Here is a 23,330-nt window from a genome sequence, read left to right on the forward strand (position 1 = left end):
CACCGGAAGACGCCTAGCGAGTCTGCGCCCTTGCGCCCCGCTCCGCTTCCCACGCCTGGAACTGCTTGAAGAGCGCCTCCTTGTCCGCGTCGGTCTTTACGCTTGCCGCGGTAGTCGGGCTCTGTTTCAGGAATTCATCGAACCTGGCGCGCGACACCGCCTCGACGTTGTGGGTCTTGAGCCATTGCTCGGCAACCGGCAGACGCTGCCAATCCGGGAGCGGTGCCGACAGCGAGACCTCCTTCCACTTCGGGTGGAACGGCGGGTTCTGGAATTTCGGAAACTTCGTGAAGAAGGCGTCCACGAACTGGGCCAGCTTGCGGTAGCGGTCGGTGTTGGGTGCCCAGTTGTAGGCCGCGAGCACCGCAGGCACGGCAATGGTATCGACCTTCGCGCCCTCGGCGATCAGGTTCGGATAGTCCTTCGAGGTCAGAGTGGCCGGCAAATAGTCGCCCTGCAGCGGCCGCGAATAGTCGACCGGAACGAGGTGGAAGCGGTCGTCCTTAAATCCGGCGACGGACTTGTACGGTTTGCCGCCGACGGCAATCACGGCGTCGATCTCGCCAGCCCGCATTCTCTCCATCGCGATGCGCTGCTCGAGATAGAGGAAATTCGGTTTGATGCCGAGCCGTTCGAACACGATCGCGGCGGTTACGAAGGTGCCGCCATTGGGAAGGTCGACGCTGACCTTCTTGCCGTTGAGCTGGCTGATGTTGGTCACCGATTTCGACGCGAGGACGTACATCTCTTCATTGTAGAGCTTCGTCACATAGGTGAATTGCTTCTTGATGTCCTTCGCAAAGCCCTTCTTCTCGAGATAGTCCAGCGTGTCGGCGCGCACGATGCCGAGGTCGACGCCCTGCAGGAACAGGATGTCGGCCACGCTCTGCACAGAGCCGCGCCCGACGATCGGAAGTACGCGCAACTTGTTTCCGTCGTCGAGCACGGAAGCGAGGTCGGCACCGAACTGCACATAGGTGCCGCCGATTGTTCCAGAGATCAGCGTGACTGTGTTGGCGTTCAGCGCCTGCTTGGTGGCGACCGAACCGAACTGGAAAATGGCCTTCAGGCTTTCGCTGACTTTGGCCGGATCGTATTCCGTCTCAGCGGCCTTGGCCGCCGTATTGCTGCATGCCACCGTTATGGCAAGCAACGCCATTCCCAGTAAGTGTCGCATGGGTTCCTCTGCGCTGGTCTTGAGTAATTTTCTTGAGTAATTGCATAGATCGAGATGACTTTTCTTCGAATCGTCATCTCGCTCTATGTCTTTGATTTGAGCATGATCCTTTCGGAAAACCGGTTCCCACTTTTCCGGATCATGCTCTAGTTCTGGAACTGGCCGAGCCGCCGCTTCGCATCAGCCGACCCGAGCTGGGCGGCCTTCTGGTACCAGAGCCGCGCCGCCGCCGGATCGGGCGTGACGCTCCGCAAATCCTGGCTGCCCAGCACTTGCGGATCATACGTTCCGGCCAGCATCAATGCCGCGTCCGCCTCCTGCGCGTCCGCCGCGCGCTCAAGCAACAGTCGGGCGGAAGTAATATCGCCGATCGCAAGCAGGCCTTTCGCTCGCTTCAGCAACGCCGCAAGTTCGTCCGGATCGATGCGACGTGCCGGAGCCGCCTCGCGCGCGGGCTCACGAACCGCCGGTGCAGCCGCAGCAACCGGGGCCACCGGATTAATCGCAGCGACGACGTCGCCGCGTGATGCTTCGAGCGCCACCGGCTCAGGCACCGCGACCTTGCCCTTGAGCGCGCTCTGATAGGCGGCGGCAATTTCGTCGCGCGTCGGCGATGCGGATGCCAGCGCGGTCGGCGGCGAGCGGCGAGCGGCCGCCATCTCAGCACCGGATGGCTCGGCGGCCAGCGGCGGCGCGGCAACGCGCTGCTGCGGCTGCGGCGCGGGCTCCGGCACCGCCGCGGCGAGCTGGGCGGCTGGCGGCGCGCTGCCGCCACCGCTGCCGCCGAGCGAGGCGTTGAAAATGACGGCCCGGGTCGAATCGATCGAAAACAGCGCGAGAACGGCCGCTATCGCCGACACGATCACGACGCCGGTTACGATGCGCCCGGCGCGCGCCTTCTTCAGGCCGCCGCTGCCGAACCTTCCGCTGCCGAACGTATATTCGGAAAGCTGCTGATGTGACTCCTCCTCGTAGTTGGAGAGGAAAAGCGGCACCGGCTCGTGTGGCGGGAGCTCCTCCGGCAGCACGTCGGTCCGCTCAAACGATGGCGCAAAAGACTGCGCATATTGCGGCTGCTCGTATTGCGGCTGCTCGTATCGGGGCTGTTCGTATTGAGGCTGTTCGTATCGGGGTGGCTCGTATCGAAGCTGCTCGTACCGAGGCTGATCGGCCTCGTACAACCGAGGATCGCTGATGGCTTCGTCGAATCTGTCGAACGGATCTCTCGCCTGAATCGGCTTGGCGTTCTCCGCCATGATGATGCTCCCCACTACTGAACGCAACGACGGGCGTTCCCCTGCACCTACTTCTTGCTCTTGTTGACGTACAGGAGCCCCTTCACTGATGGTTAAAATCGCACACGGAATGGGCTCAAAAAACGGCGGCGGCGGGTGGGAATGAGGAGATATTTTGGTATGATTGAGGCAAACAAGCGGCATCCTGCCGTTTGAAAACACGCATTGTTACCGAGAAACTATATCGGTGAAATGAAATTCATGCCGCAGGCGCGAAAAAATGTGCGCCGCTGGTCCGCGCCCGCGCAACGCTGACGCGAACCGGTGTCCACCCCGGATCAAGTCCGGGGCAGGCTTTCGCTGGAAAACGCTAAGTTCGACAGATGATCCCGCGCCTCAGGGATGCAGGATCACCTTGCCCATCGCTTTGCGGCCGGCAAGCACCTTCAACGCTTCGGCGGTTTGTGCCAGCGGAAAGGTGCGGTCGACATGCGAGGAAATCTTGCCTTCCGCCGTCCACTTCACGAGCTTTTCCAGGTTGGCGCGGTTCTTCTCGGGATTGACCCTGGTCCAGGCGCCCCAGAACACGCCGCGGATATCGCAGCCCTTGAGCAGCGCGAGGTTGAGCGGCATCTTCGGAATGTCGCCCGCCGCGAAGCCGATCACCAGGAAGCGGCCTTCCCAGGCGATCGAGCGCAGGGCGGCTTCGGCGTAAGTGCCGCCGACCGGATCGAAGATGATGTCGACGCCCTTGCCCCCGGTGAGCCGACGCAAGCCCTCTTTCAAATCTTCCTTGCTGTAGTTCAGCGTCAGCTCGGCGCCGTGCGCCTTGGCAAATTCCAGCTTCTCGTCCGACGACGCGCAGGCGATCACCTTCAGGCCCATCAGCTTGCCGAGCTCGCAGGCTGCAAGGCCGGTGCCGCCGGCAGCGCCCAGCACGGCAAGCGTCTCGCCGGGCTTCGGGCTGGCGCGATCTTCCAGGGCGTGCAGTGCGGTGCCGTAGATGATGATGATCCCGGCGGCGCGGTCAAAATCCAGATTGTCGGGGATCTTCACGATCGAGCTTGCCGGCAGCGCGATCTTTTCGCGCGCGCCGTTGTGGCCGCAGGACGCCACCACGCGGTCACCGACCTTCAGGTCGGTCACGCCGGCGCCGACGCTTTCGATCACGCCGGCAACTTCGGCGGCTGGCGAAAACGGGAACGGCGGCTTGATCTGGTACTTGCCCTGGATCATCAGGATATCGAAGAAATTCAGCGCCGCGGCCTTGATCGCGATCACGGCCTGTCCCGGTTCGGCCACCGGATCGGGCACGTCGGCCAGCACGAGATCGTCCGGTTGGCAATATTGCGAGCAGAGAATGGCTTTCATGGACACACCTGATTTTCGGACCGACGATGAGCTGACTGCTTCATGCCGGATTTGAAGCCGGGCTACAATCCGATTCGGACGCATGACTCGCGCGGGTGAAGGGGATTCAAACGATGTTTGAAAACAGCCTGTTGGCCGGAAAGCGGATATTGGTCACCGGTGGCGGCTCGGGGCTTGGAGCAGCGATGGGACGCCGCTTCGTCGAGCTTGGCGCAGAGCTCGTTATCTGCGGCCGACGGCTCGAATTGCTGGAGGCGACTGCCGCGCAGATGCGCGGTGAATTCGGCGGCAAGGTCACTGCAGTCCGATGCGACATCCGCGACGGCGCGGCCGTCGATGTGATGATGGACCAGATCTGGCGGGAGGCGCCGATCGACGTGCTGGTCAACAATGCTGCCGCGACCTTCATCGCGCAGACCGAACATCTTTCGTTCCGCGCGGCGGATGCGATCCTGGCGCCGACGCTGCACGGCACGATGTACTGCACCCTCGCCGCGGGCAGGCGCTGGATCGACAGCAAGCACAAGGGCGTGGTGCTGAGCATACTCTCGACGTCGACGATCACCGGCCGCGCGTTCACCGTGCCTTCGGCGATGGCGAAATCCGCCGTGCTCGCGATGACCAAAAGCCTTGCGGTGGAATGGGGACCGAAGGGCGTGCGCACGGTTGCGATCGCGCCCGGCGCGTTTCCGACGCCCGGCGCGTCAGGCCAGCTCCGCCCTGAGGGCCGCGATGAAAGCTGGGCGCAACGCAATCCGCTTGGCCGCGCCGGCAAGCATGGCGAACTTGCGAATCTTGCGAGCTTTCTGATTTCCGACCAGGCCGGTTACATCAATGGCGAGATGGTGGTGCAGGATGGCGGCGCGCATTTGCGCAGTTCCGGCGCCGAGGACCTGCTGCAATGGACCGATGCGCAGTGGCAGAAGCAGCGCGAGCGCCGTTCCAGGGACTGAAGTCGAGACCCGCGCTCTTAATTCGAAGGTATCAGGGACGAAGCGTTCCCGCGGCGGTGAGTAACACCGTAACTGCCTTCCCAAAAAAGCATTTCCCGGCTATCCATCCCCGGCGGCGCGAAGCGCCCGCGGGCCATCTTCCAGTCACAATAATGAGGGAACCAGTTGTCCGTGTTGCGAATACTGGCATTTCTGGTTGCGATTGCGGCGTTGTGCGGGACGACAGCCCTCGCGCAAACACCGAGCCCTGCTTCGAAGGGCGCCAAGGACTCAGGCAAGGCGGCACCTGCACCGGCGGCGAAGAAGCCGGAACCGGCAGCCGCCGCGGCGGCCGGCGGCGCGGAGCCAACCCTGATCGGTCAGTACGGCACCTGGGGTGCCTACACGGCGGCGCCGAACGGCAAGAAGGTTTGCTTCGCACTGGCGAAGCCGTCGTCGTCGAAAACCAATCCGCCGAATCGTCCGCGCGATCCCGCCTACGCCTTCGTCTCGACGCGTCCGGCAGAAAAGGTCTTCAACGAGGTCTCGATCATGATCGGCTACGCGCTGAAGCCGGGCTCGGAATCCTCTCTCGAGGTCGGTGGCGCGTCCTACGCGATGTATACCCAGGGCGATGGGCTCTGGATCAAGAACGCCGCGGAGGAAGAGCAGATGGTCAACGCCATGCGCAAATCTGCCGAGGTCACCATCAAGGGCGTCTCTGCCAAGGGCACCGAGACCACGGACGTCTTCTCGCTCAAGGGGCTGTCCCAGGCGCTCGACCGGCTGGCGCAAGATTGCAAGCGCTAGGCGGCATTTAGCCCAAATTGACGTTGTTTGCGGGCCTCGGAGGGCCTATTTGAGTGACTTCGTAGGGTGGGCAAAGGCGCAAAGCGCCGTGCCCACCATTGACGTTTGTGGTGGGCACGCTGCGCTTTGCCCACCCTACGCCGCCCTCAACCATCTCGTGTGACTTAATGACGCTTTCATCTTCCGTGGCGCCGCTGGAGAAGGTTCCACTCGAAACCTATGTGCCGCCGGCAAAGCCCTCGCTGATCGGCCTGTCGCGCGCCGAGATCGCCGACCGGCTCGGCGAGATCGGCGTTGCGCCTGCGCAGCGCAAGATGCGCACGCAACAGCTCTGGCACTGGATGTACTTTCGCGGCGCCAAATCCTTTGCGGAGATGAGCAGCGTCTCCAAGGACATGCGCGCGCAGCTCGAGCAGCATTTTACCGTCGATCGTCCCGAGGTGGTGGCCGAGCAGATTTCCAACGACGGCACCCGCAAATGGCTATTGCGTCTGCCGAGCGGCGACGCGTTCCAGAAGGCGCATGAAGTCGAGTGCGTCTACATCCCCGAAACCGATCGCGGCACGCTCTGCGTTTCCTCGCAGGTCGGCTGCACGCTGAATTGCTCGTTCTGCCACACCGGCACGCAACGGCTGGTGCGCAACCTCACCGCGGGCGAAATCGTCGGCCAGATCATGGTGGCGCGCGACCGTCTCAACGACTGGGCCGACCGCGAGACGCCGACCGGCAGTCGCCTCGTCACCAATATCGTCATGATGGGCATGGGCGAGCCGCTCTATAATTTCGACGCGGTGCGCGACGCGCTGCTGATCACAGCCGATAATGAAGGCATCGGCATTTCCCGCCGGCGCATCACGCTTTCGACCTCGGGCGTGGTACCGAACATCATCCGCACCGGTGAGGAGATCGGCGTCATGCTCGCGATCTCGCTGCACGCGGTTCGCGACGAATTGCGCAACGAGCTGGTGCCGCTGAACCGAAAATATCCGATTGCCGAATTGCTGCAGGCCTGCCGCGATTACCCGGGCTCGTCGAATGCGCGGCGCATCACCTTCGAATATGTGATGCTCAAGGGCGTCAACGATTCCCTCGACGACGCCAAACTGCTGGTCAAGCTGCTCAAGGGCATTCCGGCCAAGATCAACCTGATCCCGTTCAACCCATGGCCGGGTTCGCGCTACGAGTGCTCGGACTGGGAGCAGATCGAAAAGTTCTCCGAATACATCTTCAACGCCGGCTATTCCTCGCCGGTCCGCACGCCGCGCGGCCGCGATATTCTCGCCGCCTGCGGCCAGTTGAAGTCGGAGACCGAAAAACTGTCCGTGCGCGAGCGCCAGGCGCTCCGCGCCATGGCGATGACGGATTGAGCGATCCTCGCAATGACGGTGCATGAGCCATGGCACTAGTCGGCCGCTTCTTCGTCATCCTGTTCGCCTTCCTCGCCGCCTGCTTCGTGGCGGGAATGATCGTGGTCGGCGCGGTGCTGTATCCGGAATTCAGCGATCTCGGCGGCGGACCGATCGATCAGGGCGCGCTGAATGTCGTGCTCGGCTTCGGCTTCATCTTCCTGTCCGGCTTTGCGCTGCTGCCGGCGCTGGTGGTCGTGCTCATCACCGAAGCGTTCTGCATCCGCAGCGTGCTGGCTTACGCGGTCGGCGGCGCGATCGTCGGCGCGGCCTGCTATCTCGGCCTCGTTCCCTTCGACCCCGAGACGTTGACTTTCGATGGCATCGTGCGCCGTCATCTCGAAATCATGACCGGCGCCGGCATCGTCGCCGGCCTCGTCTACTGGCTGATCGCAGGCCGCAACGCCGGCGCCTGGCGCGAACCGCCGCCCCCGATAAAGCCGCCGCCGCCGCTGCCATCGCAGTCACGGCCATTCTCTTGATGCTTCTCCCACAACAAGGCGAGAAGGGACGCGCGCTTGTGCCTTTTCATCCCCAATCGCCTCGGCTAAACCCCGCGCCATGAACCGTACCGGACTTATTATCGCGTTGGGCTTGTCGCTCGTTGTCGGACTGCTGTTTGGAATCTTTCCCGAACTCGACCTGAAGCTGGCGGCATTGTTCTACGATCCCGCGAGCACTTCGTTTCCATCGAAACAGAACGGGCTTTACGCTTTCGCGCGCGATGCCGCGATGTGGATCGCGTGGGCGCTGGCGCTGCCTGCCCTGATCGCCATTGTCGCGAAGCTGCTGCGGCCGGACCGGCCGATGTTGGTTCCGGGACGCGCGGCGGTGTTCCTCCTGGCCACCATCCTGCTCTCCGCAATCGTGCTGACCAATCTGACCTTCAAGAGCCATTGGGGACGGCCAAGGCCGGTGGTGGTAACGGAGTTCAACGGCCCCTGGGAATTCGTGCCGTGGTGGGATCCGCGCGGGGCTTGCGGGCGCAATTGCTCGTTCTTCTCGGGCGAGGGCGCGACCGCGTTCTGGACCTATGCCCCAGCGGCGCTGACGCCGCCGGCGTGGCGGCCCTTGGCCTATACGGCGGCGACCCTGTTCGGTATCGCGACCAGCGTGCTACGGATGGCGTTCGGCGGGCATTTCTTCACCGATGTCGCAGCCGCCGGCCTCGTCAGCTTTTTCGTGATCTGGCTGGCCTATGCCTGGATTTACCGCTGGCCGTCGACGAGGCTCACCGATGCGCAAATCGAAGCCGCGCTGGCGCGCTGGGGCTGGCCCGGCTACCGCCTGTGGCAGCGCTGGCGCGGGCGCGAGGCGGGGTAGTCCGTCCTCAGCCGCCAGGCGCCATTAAACGCGTGCCCATTGCTGCGAAATTTGTTATTCGCCGCCCTCAAACGACATCCGCCATTTCGACCGATTGGAAGCTCGATGAGTACGATCCTGAAAAGCCTGCCCAAGGGGGAAAAAGTCGGCATCGCTTTCTCGGGCGGTCTCGACACCAGTGCGGCGCTGCTCTGGATGAAGCAAAAAGGCGCGCGCGTTTTTGCCTATACCGCCAACCTCGGCCAGCCTGACGAGGCCGACTACGACGAGATTCCGCGTAAAGCGCTGGAGTTCGGCGGCGAAAAAGCCCGGCTGGTGGATTGCCGCACCCAACTGGTCCACGAGGGTATTGCCGCGATCCAGTCTGGCGCCTTCCACGTTTCTACCGGCGGCATCGCATACTTCAACACCACGCCGCTCGGGCGCGCGGTGACCGGCACGATGCTGGTGGCGGCCATGAAGGAGGACGGCGTCAACATCTGGGGCGACGGCTCCACCTACAAAGGCAACGATATCGAGCGGTTTTATCGCTACGGCCTGCTGACCAATCCGAACTTGCGGATCTACAAGCCCTGGCTCGACCAGCAGTTCATCGACGAGCTGGGCGGGCGCGCGGAAATGTCGGCATTCATGACCGCCAACGGCTTCGCCTACAAGATGAGCGCCGAAAAGGCGTACTCGACCGACAGCAACATCCTCGGCGCCACCCATGAGGCCAAGGATCTCGAGCGTCTCGACAGCGGCATCAAGATCGTCAACCCGATCATGGGCGTGCCGTTCTGGCGCGACGACTGCGCCGTCAAGGCCGAACAGGTCACCGTGCGTTTTGAGGAGGGCCAGCCCGTCGCGCTGAACGGCCAGACATTCACCGATCCGGTCGCCTTGTTCCTCGAGGCCAACGCCATTGGCGGCCGACATGGCCTTGGCATGAGCGACCAGATCGAGAACCGGATCATCGAGGCCAAGAGCCGCGGCATCTACGAAGCCCCCGCCATGGCGCTGCTGCACATCGCCTACGAACGCCTGGTCACGGGCATTCACAACGAGGACATGATCGAGCAGTACCGGATCGGCGGCATCCGCCTTGGCCGACTGTTGTACCAGGGGCGGTGGTTCGATTCGCAAGCCCTCATGCTGCGCGAAACCGCCCAGCGTTGGGTGGCGCGCGCCGTCACCGGCGAGGTGACGCTGGAACTGCGCCGTGGCAACGACTACTCGATCCTGAACACCGAGAGTCCCAACCTGACCTATCAGCCGGAGCGGCTGAGCATGGAGAAGGTCGAGGACGCCGCGTTCTCGCCGGCGGACCGCATCGGCCAGCTCACCATGCGCAACCTCGACATCGCCGATACCCGCGCCAAGCTGAAGCTTTATTCGGACACGGGGTTGCTGTCCGGCAGCGAAGGCTCGGAGATCTTCAAGCTCGAAAGCGACAAGGGCTGAGCCGGGACACGAGGGCCGGTCAGGCGTCCCGTTATGGATACGTCATGCGGGACTGATAGATTTGCCCGTCTGAATTTCTTGCGGAGCAAGCCACATACGCTGCCCGCTCCGTGTGGTCCGACCGGAGCCTCGACCATGATCAAGCCTGTCACCATCACCCTCGGCCTCCTGCTTTCGGCATCCGCGGCCTACGCCCAGACGATCTATCCCATCGACCGCGCCGAAATCCTTTCCGGCGCGCGTTTCGATTTCAAAGTCGAATTTCCCGACAAGATCGATCCGGCGACGCTGAAGGTGACGGTCAACGGCCAGGACTATGCCGCCGCCTTCGGCCGGGCCGGAACGTTCGTCGAGCGTGAGGATGGCAAGGACCAGTCGGCGCTGATGCTCCGCGATGTCGCGCTGACCGCGCCCGGCCCTGTCGTCGTCGAGGCTGGTGACGGCGCACGCAGCCGCAAAGTGACATGGACCGTCTACGACACCGGCCCACGCAAGGCGAAGAACGTCATCCTGTTTATCGGCGACGGGCTGTCGCCCGCGCATCGTGTAGCGGCTCGTCTGCTCTCCAAGGGCATCGCGGAGGGCAAGAGCCTCGGCAAGCTTGCGATCGACGATATGCCGCACATGGCGCTGGTGGCGACCGCAGGCTCGGATTCGATCATCACCGATTCAGCGAACGCCGCCAGCGCCTACGCCACCGGCCACAAGGCCGCGGTCAATGCCATGGGCGTCTATGCGGATCGCACCGCGAGCCCGTTCGATGATCCGAAAGTGGAGACCATTGCGAGCCTGGCGAAACGACGGCATGGCATGGCAATCGGCATTGTGACCAATACCGAAGTCGAGGATGCAACCCCGGCGGCGATGGTGGCGCACACCCGCCGCCGCGCGGCCTATGATGAAATTGTCGAGCAGTTGTTCGCCGCCAAACCCGATGTATTGATGGGCGGCGGAGCTGCGAACTTCCTGCCGAAGGCCGCGGCCGGTTCCAAGCGCAAAGACGACGTCGATTACATCGCCCGCTTTCGCGAGGCCGGCTATCCGGTGGCCATGACAAAGTCCGAGTTGGAAGCGACCGCGGCGAAATCGGAAACGCGCCAATTGCTCGGGCTGTTTGCCAGCGGCAACATGGATGGCGCTCTCGATCGCAAATTTCTCAAGGGTGGTAGCGTCAAGAAGTTTCCCGATCAGCCCGACCTGACCGAACAGGTGCAGGCGGCGCTGAACGTGCTTTCGAGGAACGAGGCCGGCTTCTTCCTGATGGTGGAGTCCGGGATGATCGACAAATACGCGCACCTCCTGGACATGGAGCGCGCGGTCTATGACACGATCATGCTCGACAATGCCGTTCGCCAGACGCGCGGCTGGGCGCGCGCTCGCAGCGACGACACGCTGATCCTGGTGGTTGCGGATCACAATCATCCCAACAGTCTGGTTGGTACCGTCAATGACGACATGAGCACCACGCCCAACGTGCCGCTGCGCGAGCGCGTCGGCACTTACGACAAAGCCGGATTCCCCAACTATCCGGCTCCCGATGCCGAGGGCTATCCGTCACGCGTCGATGTCAGCCGGCGGCTCGCGATCTTCTCGGCGAGCCTTCCGGACCATTACGAAACCTTCCGTCCGAAGCTCGACAATCCCAACGAGCCCAGCGTCAAGGGTGATGCACCGGGCACCTTCAAGATCAACGAGAAGTACAAGGATGTCCCGGGGGCCGTGCTGCGCCTCGGCAATCTGCCGGCGATGATGGGCGCCAGCGTGCATTCGGGAGAGGACGTGATCCTGACGGCGACCGGCCCCGGCAGCGACCGGGTCCATGGCTCGATGGACAACACCGAAATATTCCGCATCATGGCGGACGCGCTCGGCCTCGCAGCCGCAGGGCAATAGTTTGTGCAGGCGCTCCTTGCGCGTCAGCAAAGCGATGGCGGTGCAAACATCAGTTTGACGCAGCTTCGAAAGATCATGATCTGCCGTTCGAGACGGCCGGGATCGTTCAGTGTCTTCGACATGATGATGGCGCCGTCGACGATGCAGGACAGCATGTCGGCGACATCGTCGAGGTCGATCGGCTCTCTCGGCGGATAGACCGCCGCGATGCCGTCGAGGATGGTGCGGAAGCGTGCGTTCCAGTCTCGCACGGATTGCGCGGTGAGATCGCGTATCTCACGGTCGAACAGCCGTTCCTGATAGCAGATGCTGGCGATCAGGCAGCCGGGATGTCCGTTCGGCAGATCGGCCATCGTTTCCGCAAGCAGCTTCAGTGAAATCAGGAACGCCTGCAGCGGATCGTCCGATAGCTGTTGGCCGCGCCCGAAGATTTCGTCGAACAGGCGATCATTGGTTGCGACATATCGCCGGACCATTTCGCGGGCGAGCGCATTCTTGTCCTTGAAGTGGTAGAAGAAGCCGCTCTTGGTGAGGCCGGCCTCCGCGATCACTTCCTCGATCGAGGTCGCGCCGAATCCCTTGGCGAGCACGGCCGCCTCCGCGATCTCGAGAATGCGCTCGCGGGTGGCTTCGCCCTTGCCCTTCGGGGTCTCCAAAACTGCACTCATGGTACGGTTTCTCCACGGCCGAAAGCCGCAGGAGCTTTGCGCCCTGCCGGCAACTATCTGATTTCGTATCATTTTGCAGCTCAAGGTTCATCCGCACCACGAGCCGCCTAGGCCGCCGCGACACTATGAGGCACCAACATCGCCGGACCTGGCCGATGCGTGAGAGACGTATCGAGGTCCTCTAATTCGCGGAGATGTTGAAATGGCCAAATATCGACACGCCCTGCCGCAGCGCCGCGGTGGCGTTTTCCTCACCGATGGCGGCATGGAGACCACGCTGATCTTCCACGAAGGCGTGGAGCTGCCGCACTTCGCTGCCTTTGTGCTGCTGGATAGCGCCGAAGGGCGGGAGAAGCTGAAGCAATATTATGCCGCCTATCTCGCGGTCGCGCGTGAGCATGGGGTTGGCTTCGTGCTCGACAGCCCGACATGGCGTGCCAATCCGGATTGGGGCACCAAGCTCGGCTATGACGCGTCCGCGCTCAAGGCGATCAATGTCCGTTCGATCGAATTCCTGCAGGAGCTGCGCACCGGCTGGGAGCGGCCAGCCGCACCCTGCGTCATCAGCGGCGCGATCGGCCCGCGCGGCGACGGCTACAAGGCAGGCAACATGCAGGCCGACGAAGCCGAGGCCTATCATCGGGCGCAGATTGCGGCCTTCGTCGAAGGCGGCGCCGACATGGTCACCGCCTATACGCTTACCAGCATCAATGAAGCGATCGGCATCGCGCGCGCCGCGCGGTCGCAAGGGATTCCGGCGGCCATCTCGTTCACCGTGGAGACCAATGGCCGCCTGGTGAAAGGAGAAACGTTGCGTGAGGCGATAGAGACCGTGGATCGCGAGACAGATGGTGCGCCCGAATACTTCCTGATCAACTGTGCGCACCCAACGCATTTCGAAGACGCGTTGAAGGCGGGCGAAGCCTGGACCGAACGTATCCACGGCATCAGGGCCAACGCCTCGACAAAGAGCCATGCCGAACTCGACGAATCCGAAACGCTCGATGCGGGTGATCCGGCCGATCTCGGGCGGCGTTATGTTGCGCTCAGAAGCGCGTTTCCGACGATGCGCATTCTTGGCGGCTGCTGCGGCACCGATCACCGGCACGCCGCTGCCATTTGCGAAGCGTGCGTGTCACCGCGGGCCATCAGCGCTTGATTCAAAAAATGGCCGGGATTGCTCCCGGCCATTTTCATGTTGATCGACTGCCGGCTTAGCGCGGCGGCGCGGTACCGGGCGGGGGCGGCGGCAGCGAGGCCTGCCCGCCGTTGAGCAGCGGCGTGATGTTGCGGATGGTGACGCGCCGGTTGACCGGGCTCGGCCCGTCGATCTGCTCCTTCAGGTACTGCTCGCCATAGCCCTGCGAGGTCAGGTTTTCCGCAGGCACGTTGAACTGCTGCGTCAGCAAGGTGGCCGCCGATTCGGCGCGGCGATCTGACAGCGACAGATTGTCGACGTCGTTTCCGACCGCGTCGGTGTGGCCCTCGATCAGGAATACCGCGCGCGGGTTTTGCTGGATTGCGCGGTTAAGGCCGTCGGCGATCACTTGCAGCTTCGCCGCCTGATCGGGCGGGATTTCCCACGATCCGGTTTCGAAGTTGATGGTGTTGACGTCGATGCTCGGCATGCGCTGGCGCACGGTCGGGCTGTAACGGATTTCGTCCAGCGAATAACGCCGTTCGATCCGTTCCACCGGCGGCGCCATCAAGGTGTCGTAGATCACCTCCGGCTCCGCCTCCTCGGCATCGACGATGTAGCGGTTATACGGGATGCGTATCGTCGGCGGCGGCAGCGCGACAAAGAAGCCGCCGGTCGCCCGCGGGTCACGGTAGCTGTTGTCGATGATGATGACCTCGCGGCCTCGGTCATCGCGGCGGATACGGCGCAGCAGCTGGCCGTCACGGCCCATCACGGTGATGACCTGGCTGCCGTCGGGCCTGATGACGACAGTACGGGTCTCGCCGCCGACGGTCTGGGTCTGGATATCACGCGCACCGTAGCGGAAGCGGTCCACCTCGCTGTGACGGACATATGACTGTCCGCCCGGATCGCGAATGATGATCCGGCCCGGTTCGGTGATGACGGTGCGGCCGCCTTCCTGAACTTCGCGACGCTGGCCGCGGAAGTCATCGAGGCGTTGCGGTCCTGTGGCCCGAGTGCCCGGGGCGATCACCCGGAGTCCCTCTTGAGGCGGAGGAGGCGCCGGCAGTGGCGCCGTGACCTGAGGCGCACGCTGGAAGGCCGGCGCGACTGTTGGCGGCGCGTTCTGGACCCGGCCGGCCGGCGGCGTGGCGGCCGGGGCACCGGGTACGGCGGTCGGCGCCGCGGGAGCGGTCGTGGTGCCCGGCGCGGCCGGAGTGCCGGCGGCCGGGGGTGCCGTCGGCGCGGGTGTCGGCGCCGTTCCAGCGGGGGCGCCGGGGCGACCCGTCGGTGGCGTTGGCGCCGGCGTTGGAGCACCCGCGGCCGGAGGCGGTGTGCCGGGGCGTCCCTGCGGTGTAGTTGGCGCGGTCGCCGGGGCTCCCGCAGCCGGAGGCGTCGTAGGGGTGCCCGCGGCTGGTGGCGTCGCGGGCGGCGGCGCGCCGGGACGCGCCGGCGGCGCGGCCGTGCCGGGCGATGGGGCGGTGGTTGGCGACGCGGCTGGAGCCGGCGTCGGCGAAGGTCTCGCGCCGGCCGCCGGGGGTGGCGGCACGGGAGACGGCGTCCCCTTCTGAGCGGAAGGCGGTGTAGGCGTCGGCGTCGGTGCCGCCGGCTGCTTCGGCGCAGTGGGAGCTGCCGCCGGTGGCGGAGGCGGCGGTGGGGTCGGACGCGCAGGCGCCGCCGCGGGAGGTGGCGGTGTCGGAGTCGGACGTGCAGGTGCGGCCGCAGGAGGCGGCGGCGGAGGCGGTGTTGGACGCGGCGGCGCGGCTGCCGGGGGAGGCGGCGCCGGTGTTGGACGTGGCGGCGGTGCAGCCGCCGGTGGCGGGGGCGTCGGTGCCTGGCGTGGCGGTGGGGCGGCCGCCGGCGGCGGTGGGGCAGGCGTCGGACGTGGAGGCGGCGCCGCGGCGGGAGGCGGGGGAGTAGGCGTCGGTCGGCTGGGAGCAGCGGCCGGCGGCGGTGCGCCCTTCGGCGGCGGCTGCTGCCCCTTGCCTCTGCCTTCCTCTTCCTTGGCTTGCGCCAGGACAAGTGGAGCGGTCTGCGCATGCGATGCGGAGCTCGCTAGCTGCGTTACCGACAGGGCAGTTGTGGCAAGCAGCACGATGCGAAGGTTTGTCATGATGTCCTTTGGTCCCCGGAAAAGGCCTGGCCGTAGAAAAGGCCTGGCAGTAACGGAAGTGCCGTATTGAGGTATCAGTTGGTCGATCAGCAGCTAATCATTAGGCCGGATTGTGGCGGCTTACAAATCGCCCGTAGCCTTTTATTTCATGAAAGCAAAGGGTTGCATGGCCCCTCGTTCATTGGGCGTTCAGACGGTACCTTCAAAGTTTGTTTCAAAGTTTGTATCATTCGGTCCCCGGATCGGTGGCTGGGTTAGGCGTTCGTGGGCCATTCGGCCCACGCACGGGTAGCTCGTCTGGCATCTCGCCCGGCAATTCCCGCGGCTGGGGCGGCCGGCCCGGTTCATGCACCGGTGGCGGCACCTCCGGACGAGGACGGCCCGGTGGCTCCTCGCGCGGCGGCTCCGTCGGTTGTCCCGGTGTCGCCGGCGGTACTTCCGGCGGTTCGATCGGCATCACATCTCCCGGACTACAAGTTCCGGGAGCGACAACGGCGACGGCGGCGTCAAGTTCCCGCGTGATCCAACAATGGAACCGGATTACTCGGGTGCGTGGCAGACGGCCTCGATGTTGTGGCCGTCCGGATCGAGCACGAACGCGCCGTAATAGTTCGGATGATAGATCGCGCGGATCCCGGGCGGGCCGTTGTCGCGTCCGCCCGCGGCCATCGCCGCCTTGTAGAAGGCGTCAACCGTGGCGCGGTCCTTCGCCACGATCGCGACATGCAGCGGCTTGTCCAATCCGCCCTCGCCGCCGATCCAGAAATCGGGCTTTCCGTTGGCGCCGAAGCCTGCGGCGGGTTCGTGGCTGTGTTGCTCCTGCGTGACTTCCATCACGAGGCTGTAGTCGAGCGGCGCCAGGGCTTTCAGATAGAAGGCCTTGGAACGTTCATAGTCCGAAACCGGAAATCCGATGTGGTCGATCATCAAACTCTCCTGCGGTTTGAGAGATGGGTTCGCAACGGAAATTCAGCCCCGCGCCAACAGCGTGTTGCTGCGGGTCTTGCCGGTCTCGGCATAACCCCGCGAGCGCATGTCGGCGATGCAGTCCTGCTGCCATTCGTCCTTCGACAGATGCTCGATCACGATCGCGCGGGGCCACAGCGTCTGCGGCGCTTCGGCGAAGAAGCCGGTCAGCACGCGATCCTCAAATCCTTCGACGTCGATCTTGAGCGCGTCGACATGCGAGACACCAGCCTCCTGCAGGATGCGCTGCAGCCGCAGCGACGGCACCTTGATCGCCTTGCCGGAGGCCCCGCTTGATACGATGTGGCTGGCGCCGAGATTGTCGCCATCAGTCTCGATCATCAACTCGCCATCTGCGGGACCGGCGGCGGCCGCGACCAGTCGCACCTGCCTGTAGCCGGAGGCGGCATTGTTGAAGGCAAGCCGCGCATGGGTGACCGGGTGCGGCTCGATTGCGATCACCTTGCCGCCGGCGCCGACATGGCGCGCCAGCGCAAGCGCATAGGTACCGACATTGGCGCCGACATCGACGAATACGCCGCCGGCGGGCACATGCGCGCGGAGAAAATTCAGTTCTTCGAGATTGTAGTCGGGATTGAACAGCGCGCCGCGCTCGGTGGCGCTGGCCTGATGATAGAAGCGGAACGAAGCGCCCTGGTATTGCACGTCGACGGGCCCTGTCCGCAACAGGTTCACCAGCCGCGACAGCATCGGCCGGAACGCACCGCGTTTCAGCCGCGAGCGGTGGGCCAGCGCGATAATGGCGGCCTGTGCGGCATTCGGGGCGAACGCGCCGAACGGCGCGGGCGAAGGGTCGTTGTCGGGCGTCAAACGGTGGTCCTCGGGTAGAAGCGGCGCATGCATAGCCGGTTTTACGGCGACGAAACAGGTTCATCTGAGTCAGACAGTTCATCGCGGACAATTGGATGGCGCATCGTATCCATCACCTGTCACTGAATACGGATGGTCTTGCGACGCGGGCGGTTGAGCAACCGGCGACATAGGTAACAGTTCAAACCGACGACATGGGTAACACAATTCTCGTTTCGTTCAGGTCTGTTGTTGCTGGGGCTGTGGGCCCTGGGGGCAACGCGCAGCGTTGTCCCCAAGTCCACAGCCCTTGCGCTTTGGTTTTCGGAGTTCATCGCTCCGATAGGCGATGGTGCCGAGCATGATCGGGCCGTAGCTGACGGTCCAACAGCCGTCCGATTCAGCCAGACCAACCGGCTCCCCCACCAGAGCCGCGTTGATGTAGACGAACTTGCCATCGAGTTTGATCTCTCCATTGTGGCGAACCCAGCGGACTTCCTGGTCGTCATATTCCGGCGAGCGCAGAATGCCATCAAAACGGCGCGTTGAAGCCTGGTAACGCTCGGCAGGCGTAGCATTGCCGAGCGCCTGGTGAGGACGTTCTTCGTTGTAAAGTTGCTGGAAGGCACGCAGTCGCTTGAGCTGTTCGCGCATGCTGTGTGCCGGCGGGTTGGCCACCTCCTGCAACAGCGTGAGATGCATGCGCTCATGGCGGCCGTTCTGCTGCGGCTTGCCGGGGGCAATGCGTTCCGGCGTGACGCCGGCCTTGATCAGCTTCACCGACAGCTTTGACAGTCCGCCAGCGCCGCGTGACGCAAAGGGGGAGCCATTGTCCGACCGCATGTAATGGGGCAGCCCGAACTCGCGGAACGCTGCATCAAGTACCGGCCAGACATGATCGGCGTCCGTGTGAGGCAGGGCCTGGCAACGCAGAAGATAGCGGCTATGGGCATCGGTGATCGTCAGCGGTTCACACCGCTCGCCGTCGCCCGTCAGGAACCAGCCCTTGAAATCGATGCACCAGACGTCGTTGGCGGCCTCACAATGGGCAAAGGGCGCACTCGATGGCGGGCTGCGCCGGCGCAGCCTGCGCTTTACCGTCAGCCCCTCGCGATCGAACAGCTCTCCAATCGTGCTCGCCGCCGGCCAATCTGTCTTGGGCGTGCACCGTTCCAGATAGGCCCGCACCTTCACCGGCCCCCAAGTCGGATGCGCGCGCCGCACCTCCAGGCAGCGCTCGGCAAGGTCCGGCGCAATCGCTTGCGGGTGGTGCAGCGGAGCCCGCGAACGGTCGAGCAGGCCGGCAGCCCCTTCCTCCTCAAAGCGCGCCAGCCACTTGTACCCGATCCGCCGGCTCACTCCGAACCGCCGGCAGATTGCCGCAAACGATTCCTCGCCCTTCTCAACCGCCACCATAAACCGCATCCGCTCTTCCACGGTACAGGTCTCCTTCCACCCCATCGGCAAGGCCCTCCTTGCCGACTAGTTGACCTGTTACCCATGTCGCCGGTCTATTCTGTTACCCATGTAGCCGGTCAGGACCCGGTCGGCTCCCTCCCCCCTTGCGGGGGAGGGCTGGGGAGAGGGGTAAGCCGCGAGCACCGCCGATGCCGCCACCCCTCTCCCTAACCCTCCCCCGCAAGGGGGGAGGGAACAGACCGTTCGAGCGGTGACAGGGGACGCAATGACAGTCGCCTTCACGCCGCCTTCTTGGCAGCTTTCCGATGGCGCAGGAAGCGGCCGAGCAGGCGGCGTTTGTCCTTGCGCGGAATCAGGTCGACGTCACTGACGAGTTTGGCGCCGCCCTTGCGTCGCTCCAGTACGATCTTGCGGCTGTGGAACGCCTCCAGCTCGGCGCGATGGGCGACGCTGACGATGGTGGCGTTCGGCAATTCCTTGATGACGAGCTCCATCAACTTGTCCTGGCTCTTCTCGTCGAGCGCCGACGTCGCCTCGTCCAGCACCACGATATCGGGGTTGTGCAGCAGGAGGCGCGCGAAGGCGAGCCGCTGCTTCTCGCCGCCGGACAGCGTCTGGTCCCAGGGTCCCTCTTCCTCGATCTTCTCCTTGAGATGGTCGAGGCCGACCTCGTGCAGGGCGTCGCAGATCTGCTCGGCGAGCCAGTCGTCGGCCGCGCCGGGATAGGCGATCGCGCGCCGCAGCGTGCCGGAGGGGATGTAGGGTTTCTGCGGCAGCATGAAGAGCCGGCGGTCGGGATGGAAATTGACGCTGCCATCGCCCCAGGGCCACAGCCCGGCGAGCGCGCGGACCAGCGTGCTCTTGCCGGTGCCGGACTCGCCGGCCACCAGCAATCGCTCGCCGGGTTCGATCACGACTTCGGTCTCGCCAACGACGGCGGTGCCGTCGTCCAGTGTCACCGAGAGATCGTTGAGGCTGAGCATGGCGCCGCCTTCCGTCTTCCCACGCTGGATGCGGCCAATGCCGTCGCCCTGCTCGGCGCGCTCCAGGCCGTCGAGCGACATCATCAGCGAAGCGATGCGGCGCGCGCAGGCGTTCCAGTCGGCCAGCCGGGGATAATTGTCGACCAGCCAGCCGAACGCGGTTTGCACGATGGTGAAGGCGGACGCCGCCTGCATCACCTGGCCCAGGGTCATGCTGCCCTCGAGAAATTTTGGCGCGCACAATAATATCGGAACCACCGGAGCGATGAGGTGCGATCCCTGCGACACCAGCGTGGTGCGCATGTGCTGGCCGGCAAGCCGCGCCCATTGCTGCAGGACTTTTGAGAATGTCTTGTTGATGCCGTCGCGCTCTTCCTCTTCGCCGCCGAGCAGCGCGATGCTCTCACCGTTCTCGCGTACCCGGGTCAGGACGTAGCGGTATTCGGCCTCGGCCTGGTTCTTGTTTTCGGACACCTGCACGAAACTTCGTCCGATCGCCGTGATCGAGCCCGAAGCGATCCCAGCGTAGACGATCGCGGCGATCACGAGGAAGCCGGGGATGGTGACCGTCGAGTCGGCCAGTGTGATCGTGAACGCGCCGCCGATGGTCCAGAGCACGACGATGAAGGTGGCGGCCGACAGAAATGCCGACGTGACGCCGGCAACGAAATCCACCGGCGAGTCGGTCGCGATCCGCAAATCCTCGGCGATGCGGTATTCGGGATTCTGATGATCGCCGCCGACGAGGTTGAGTTGATAGTAGCGGCCGTTGGCCAGCCAGCGCGAGATCACCGCATTCGTCAGCCAGGCGCGCCAGCGTCGTTGAATGCCCATGCGGGCGAACACCTGGGCCACGCCGAGCAACGCGCTGCCGATGGCCAGCGGAAAGAACACCGCGGTGAGAAAATAGACGGTCGCGGCGTCGCGCCTTTCGATGGCGTCGAAGATTGCGCGATTCCAGACATTGATGCCGTATTGAAATCCGACATTGGTGACGATCAGGAGCAGCAGGCCGATCGATAGCAGCCACGCCAGCCGGTCGCCGCCGCTGCCCCAATAGCCGCGCGCGCTGATCCAGAACCGCGTCAGCAGATAATTTTTGCGGGCCTGCTCGGCCTCCTCCGGAGACATTTCCGGATCGGGCTCGACGACCTCCGGCGGCGGCGGTTCGACACGTCCGCCGCCTTCCGCCGTGACGTCGACGAACTCCGAATCTTCTTCCTTCTCAGGGGATTTCTTGGCCGAGGATTTCCTGGCAGATGGCTTGGGCTTCACATCGGATCTGGCCATGCCGCGATAACGCAAGGAAAATCAGATGGTTCCCGCTGGTTATCTGAGTATCGCTCCGCTGTCATTGCAATGACGTGGAAAGCGCCGAAGCCAATCATCGGCACTTACAGTGCCTGGACTACGCCCGCGTTTCCGCGCTGGGCTCTACCTTCCGCCGGCCAACCCGGTGCAGCACACGGGAGAGCTGCTCGATCGAGTAGGGCTTTTGCAGCAGCTCGAAACCGTAGCTGCCGTGCTCCGACAGCACGTGGCTGTAGCCGCTGGTCAGCACGACGGGCAGGTCGGGATGGCGGCGGCGGACTTCCTGGGCGAGTTCAATGCCGGTCATGCCGGGCATCACGACGTCGGTGAATACGGCATCGAAATGCTCGGCGCCGGCCGCCAGTTCTTCGAGCGCATGGACGGCGTTGCCGACGAGTCTGGTGGCGTAGCCAAGTTCGGCCAGCGCGTCGGTGGCGAAGCGTCCGACCTCGGCATTGTCCTCCACCACGAGCACCGACATCCCGCTTCCGTCGATCGCCGCGGCATCTGCTGCCGGCGTCTGTCGCGATTTGACGCTGCCGGCGGTGCGCGGCAGATACAGCGTGAAAATGCTGCCCTTGCCCACTTCGCTGGCCACAGCCACTTCGCCGCCGGATTGCTTGGCGAAGCCGAATACCTGCGACAGGCCGAGCCCGGTGCCATGGCCGGCCTGCTTGGTTGTGAAGAAGGGTTCGAAGATGCGTTCGAACTGGTCCCGCGGAATGCCGCTGCCGGTATCGGCGACGGATACGGCCACATAACCATATGGATGTTGCGGCTGCGGGGCGGCGTTGGGCAGGCTGGCTGCCATTCCGACCGCAATTGTCAGCCGTCCGCGGCCTTCCATCGCGTCCCGCGCGTTCACGGCCATGTTGATGATGGCGGTTTCGAACTGGCCGGCGTCGGCGTTGACGAAGCACGGCTCTTCCGGCCCAAGGATGACAATTTCGATGCGCGAGCCGATCAGGGTGCCGATCATTTCGCTCAGCATCTGCACGGTCCGCCCGACGTCGAACACCTCCGGCTTCAACGTCTGCCGTCGCGCGAAGGCCAGCAATTGCCCGGTCAGCTTGGCGGCGCGGGTCACCGTATCCGAGATCGCATCGATGTAGCGCAGCCGCCGCGCTTCCGGCAGGTCGGGCCGCCGCAACAGGTCCACGGAAGCGAGGATCACCGTCAGCAGATTATTGAAATCGTGCGCAACGCCGCCGGTCAACTGACCCAGCGCCTCCAGCCGCTGACCGTGCTTCAGCGCTTCCTCGGCCACCCGGCGCTTCTCGGCCTCGAAATAAAGGTGGCGCGTCCGGCGCAAGGCCAGCCCCAGCAGGGCAAACAGCAGCGCGGTGGCCGGCGCGCCGAAAATCAGGTGCTGGCTCATGGTGGACAGCCAGCGCGCCCGGATCGTCGACGTCTCGAGGCCAGCGCTGACATAGATGGGGTATCCGGCCAGCCGCTGATATCCGAGGCGCCGTTCGATGCCGTCGGTCGACGAGGTCATGGTGACGAGGCCGGATTTGGTATCGGCTTTGGGATTGGGATCGGCCGTGATCGGTTTTCCGATCGGGTCGCTGCGGTCGAGGCGGACCTCGCGGCCTGCGGTGGGAAAACGCGCCAGTACGGTGCCGTCCGCGCGACCGACCGCGAAGAAACTGCCCGGCTCGCGGCCGATCCGGGCGTAGTAATTTTCGAAATACTCCGGCAGCACAGAGGTCTGGATCACACCTGCGAAGCTGCCGTCCTCGCTCGGGCGCCGTCTGCCGACGCCGAAGAATGCGGCGCCCTGATAGGGCGGCCGCGGCGCGAGCGCCTCGCCAATATAGGTTCCGATATCGCCGGCGACGTGGGCCTTGAAATAGTCCCGGTCGGAAAAATCGATCTCGGGCGCCGGGACGACGAGGCTGTTGACGAGGGCGTGGCCCTTGGCGTCGAAGATCCAGGCCGACTTCACCTGCGGTAGCGAAGCGACCAACTGCTTCAGCCGCAAATGCAGCGCTTGTTCGCGGGCAACGATGTCGGCGTCGGGAAGGTCGCGGATGATCTCGGCGATCTCCGACAGGCTGCGGTCGATGGTTTCGAATACTTTCAGCGCATGCTCGTGCGCGACGTCCAGCGTACGCTCGATTTCACGGTCGGCCGTTTCGCGGATCGAGACCCAGGAGACAGCCGATGCAAATACAAAGAGCGCCAACGGAAGCGCCAATGAGGCGACCATCATCCATTGCAGCAGTCTCAGCGAATTAGGTTGCGCGGTCTGCACGCTCGCTCCGGCTTCGAGGCGAGCTTAACGCAAGACTTGGCCGCGAATAAAGTGCGGCGAAATGGAACTCCC

General features: G+C 64.2%; 19 protein-coding genes. 8 read left to right on the forward strand and 11 right to left on the reverse strand.

The window, feature by feature from the left end:
• Positions 1 to 13: 13 nt before the first annotated feature.
• From V1292_RS08755 to V1292_RS08765, 3 genes are all read right to left on the reverse strand, one after another.
• The gene (locus V1292_RS08755; protein ID WP_334371832.1) at positions 14 to 1,177 is read right to left on the reverse strand and encodes a TAXI family TRAP transporter solute-binding subunit; all 1,164 of its coding nucleotides are present in this window, start codon (positions 1,175 to 1,177) and stop codon (positions 14 to 16) included.
• A gap of 146 nt (positions 1,178 to 1,323) precedes the next feature.
• Complete coding sequence (locus tag V1292_RS08760) at positions 1,324 to 2,634, reverse strand: hypothetical protein (RefSeq protein WP_334371834.1); 1,311 nt, start codon at positions 2,632 to 2,634, stop codon at positions 1,324 to 1,326.
• A gap of 174 nt (positions 2,635 to 2,808) precedes the next feature.
• The gene (locus V1292_RS08765; protein WP_161850887.1) at positions 2,809 to 3,783 is read right to left on the reverse strand and encodes an NADPH:quinone oxidoreductase family protein; all 975 of its coding nucleotides are present in this window, start codon (positions 3,781 to 3,783) and stop codon (positions 2,809 to 2,811) included.
• 113 nt (positions 3,784 to 3,896) lie between these two features.
• On the opposite strand from V1292_RS08765, the gene V1292_RS08770 reads away from it, so the two are divergent.
• The 7 genes from V1292_RS08770 (at position 3,897) to V1292_RS08800 (ending at position 11,590) form a co-directional block, all read left to right on the forward strand.
• Positions 3,897 to 4,736, forward strand: coding sequence for an SDR family oxidoreductase (locus V1292_RS08770; protein ID WP_334371838.1), 840 nt, complete (start codon positions 3,897 to 3,899; stop codon positions 4,734 to 4,736).
• A 165-nt stretch (positions 4,737 to 4,901) separates the two neighbouring features.
• Positions 4,902 to 5,525: an invasion associated locus B family protein gene (locus V1292_RS08775; RefSeq protein WP_334371840.1), complete on the forward strand. Its 624-nt coding sequence runs from the start codon at positions 4,902 to 4,904 to the stop codon at positions 5,523 to 5,525.
• Positions 5,526 to 5,692: 167 nt separating this feature from the next.
• Entirely contained in the window at positions 5,693 to 6,892 is a 1,200-nt protein-coding gene (gene rlmN / locus V1292_RS08780) for a 23S rRNA (adenine(2503)-C(2))-methyltransferase RlmN (protein ID WP_334371842.1), read from the forward strand.
• A 29-nt stretch (positions 6,893 to 6,921) separates the two neighbouring features.
• Positions 6,922 to 7,413: a hypothetical protein gene (locus tag V1292_RS08785; protein WP_334371843.1), complete on the forward strand. Its 492-nt coding sequence runs from the start codon at positions 6,922 to 6,924 to the stop codon at positions 7,411 to 7,413.
• Positions 7,414 to 7,492: 79 nt separating this feature from the next.
• Entirely contained in the window at positions 7,493 to 8,254 is a 762-nt protein-coding gene (locus tag V1292_RS08790; protein WP_334371845.1) for a phosphatase PAP2 family protein, read from the forward strand.
• 105 nt (positions 8,255 to 8,359) lie between these two features.
• Positions 8,360 to 9,697, forward strand: coding sequence for an argininosuccinate synthase (gene argG, locus V1292_RS08795; protein ID WP_334371847.1), 1,338 nt, complete (start codon positions 8,360 to 8,362; stop codon positions 9,695 to 9,697).
• A 135-nt stretch (positions 9,698 to 9,832) separates the two neighbouring features.
• On the forward strand, positions 9,833 to 11,590 hold the full coding sequence (locus tag V1292_RS08800) for an alkaline phosphatase (RefSeq protein WP_334371849.1): 1,758 nt from the start codon (positions 9,833 to 9,835) through the stop codon (positions 11,588 to 11,590).
• Positions 11,591 to 11,613: 23 nt separating this feature from the next.
• On the opposite strand, the gene V1292_RS08805 is transcribed toward V1292_RS08800, so the two are convergent.
• The gene (locus V1292_RS08805) at positions 11,614 to 12,258 is read right to left on the reverse strand and encodes a TetR/AcrR family transcriptional regulator (protein WP_334371850.1); all 645 of its coding nucleotides are present in this window, start codon (positions 12,256 to 12,258) and stop codon (positions 11,614 to 11,616) included.
• A gap of 202 nt (positions 12,259 to 12,460) precedes the next feature.
• Here V1292_RS08805 and V1292_RS08810 point away from each other — a divergent pair, with 202 nt between their 5' ends.
• Positions 12,461 to 13,417, forward strand: a complete 957-nt coding sequence (locus tag V1292_RS08810; protein WP_334371852.1) for a homocysteine S-methyltransferase family protein — start codon at positions 12,461 to 12,463, stop codon at positions 13,415 to 13,417.
• A gap of 55 nt (positions 13,418 to 13,472) precedes the next feature.
• Here V1292_RS08810 and V1292_RS08815 read toward each other — a convergent pair whose 3' ends face one another.
• From V1292_RS08815 to V1292_RS08845, 7 genes are all read right to left on the reverse strand, one after another.
• Positions 13,473 to 15,512, reverse strand: a complete 2,040-nt coding sequence (locus tag V1292_RS08815; protein ID WP_334371853.1) for an OmpA family protein — start codon at positions 15,510 to 15,512, stop codon at positions 13,473 to 13,475.
• 226 nt (positions 15,513 to 15,738) lie between these two features.
• On the reverse strand, positions 15,739 to 15,969 hold the full coding sequence (locus V1292_RS08820; RefSeq protein WP_083754615.1) for a hypothetical protein: 231 nt from the start codon (positions 15,967 to 15,969) through the stop codon (positions 15,739 to 15,741).
• A gap of 83 nt (positions 15,970 to 16,052) precedes the next feature.
• A complete protein-coding gene (locus V1292_RS08825) occupies positions 16,053 to 16,439 on the reverse strand; it encodes a VOC family protein (RefSeq protein WP_334371854.1) in 387 nt (128 codons plus the stop codon).
• Positions 16,440 to 16,481: 42 nt separating this feature from the next.
• The gene (locus V1292_RS08830; protein WP_334371856.1) at positions 16,482 to 17,309 is read right to left on the reverse strand and encodes an FkbM family methyltransferase; all 828 of its coding nucleotides are present in this window, start codon (positions 17,307 to 17,309) and stop codon (positions 16,482 to 16,484) included.
• A 219-nt stretch (positions 17,310 to 17,528) separates the two neighbouring features.
• Complete coding sequence (locus V1292_RS08835) at positions 17,529 to 18,749, reverse strand: IS481 family transposase (protein WP_334371768.1); 1,221 nt, start codon at positions 18,747 to 18,749, stop codon at positions 17,529 to 17,531.
• A 236-nt stretch (positions 18,750 to 18,985) separates the two neighbouring features.
• Positions 18,986 to 20,980 (reverse strand): ABC transporter ATP-binding protein/permease, encoded by a 1,995-nt coding sequence (locus V1292_RS08840; RefSeq protein WP_334371858.1) that lies wholly within the window; start codon positions 20,978 to 20,980, stop codon positions 18,986 to 18,988.
• Between the two features lie 118 nt (positions 20,981 to 21,098).
• Positions 21,099 to 23,258, reverse strand: coding sequence for a hybrid sensor histidine kinase/response regulator (locus tag V1292_RS08845; RefSeq protein WP_334371860.1), 2,160 nt, complete (start codon positions 23,256 to 23,258; stop codon positions 21,099 to 21,101).
• Between the last annotated feature and the right edge of the window lie 72 nt (positions 23,259 to 23,330).

This window comes from Bradyrhizobium sp. AZCC 1719 (assembly GCF_036924525.1).
Taxonomy (GTDB): Bacteria; Pseudomonadota; Alphaproteobacteria; order Rhizobiales; family Xanthobacteraceae; genus Bradyrhizobium.

Excerpts from the sequence above, each read along its gene's own strand:
- V1292_RS08755 (WP_334371832.1), bottom strand. The coding sequence starts at position 1,177 with ATGCGACACTTACTGGGAATGGCGTTGCTTGCCATAACGGTGGCATGC.
- V1292_RS08765 (WP_161850887.1), bottom strand. The coding sequence starts at position 3,783 with ATGAAAGCCATTCTCTGCTCGCAATATTGCCAACCGGACGATCTCGTG.
- V1292_RS08770 (WP_334371838.1), top strand. The coding sequence starts at position 3,897 with ATGTTTGAAAACAGCCTGTTGGCCGGAAAGCGGATATTGGTCACCGGT.
- rlmN (WP_334371842.1), top strand. The coding sequence starts at position 5,693 with ATGACGCTTTCATCTTCCGTGGCGCCGCTGGAGAAGGTTCCACTCGAA.
- V1292_RS08785 (WP_334371843.1), top strand. The coding sequence starts at position 6,922 with ATGGCACTAGTCGGCCGCTTCTTCGTCATCCTGTTCGCCTTCCTCGCC.
- V1292_RS08790 (WP_334371845.1), top strand. The coding sequence starts at position 7,493 with ATGAACCGTACCGGACTTATTATCGCGTTGGGCTTGTCGCTCGTTGTC.
- argG (WP_334371847.1), top strand. The coding sequence starts at position 8,360 with ATGAGTACGATCCTGAAAAGCCTGCCCAAGGGGGAAAAAGTCGGCATC.
- V1292_RS08800 (WP_334371849.1), top strand. The coding sequence starts at position 9,833 with ATGATCAAGCCTGTCACCATCACCCTCGGCCTCCTGCTTTCGGCATCC.
- V1292_RS08805 (WP_334371850.1), bottom strand. The coding sequence starts at position 12,258 with ATGAGTGCAGTTTTGGAGACCCCGAAGGGCAAGGGCGAAGCCACCCGC.
- V1292_RS08810 (WP_334371852.1), top strand. The coding sequence starts at position 12,461 with ATGGCCAAATATCGACACGCCCTGCCGCAGCGCCGCGGTGGCGTTTTC.
- V1292_RS08815 (WP_334371853.1), bottom strand. The coding sequence starts at position 15,512 with ATGACAAACCTTCGCATCGTGCTGCTTGCCACAACTGCCCTGTCGGTA.
- V1292_RS08820 (WP_083754615.1), bottom strand. The coding sequence starts at position 15,969 with ATGCCGATCGAACCGCCGGAAGTACCGCCGGCGACACCGGGACAACCG.
- V1292_RS08825 (WP_334371854.1), bottom strand. The coding sequence starts at position 16,439 with ATGATCGACCACATCGGATTTCCGGTTTCGGACTATGAACGTTCCAAG.
- V1292_RS08835 (WP_334371768.1), bottom strand. The coding sequence starts at position 18,749 with ATGGGGTGGAAGGAGACCTGTACCGTGGAAGAGCGGATGCGGTTTATG.
- V1292_RS08840 (WP_334371858.1), bottom strand. The coding sequence starts at position 20,980 with ATGGCCAGATCCGATGTGAAGCCCAAGCCATCTGCCAGGAAATCCTCG.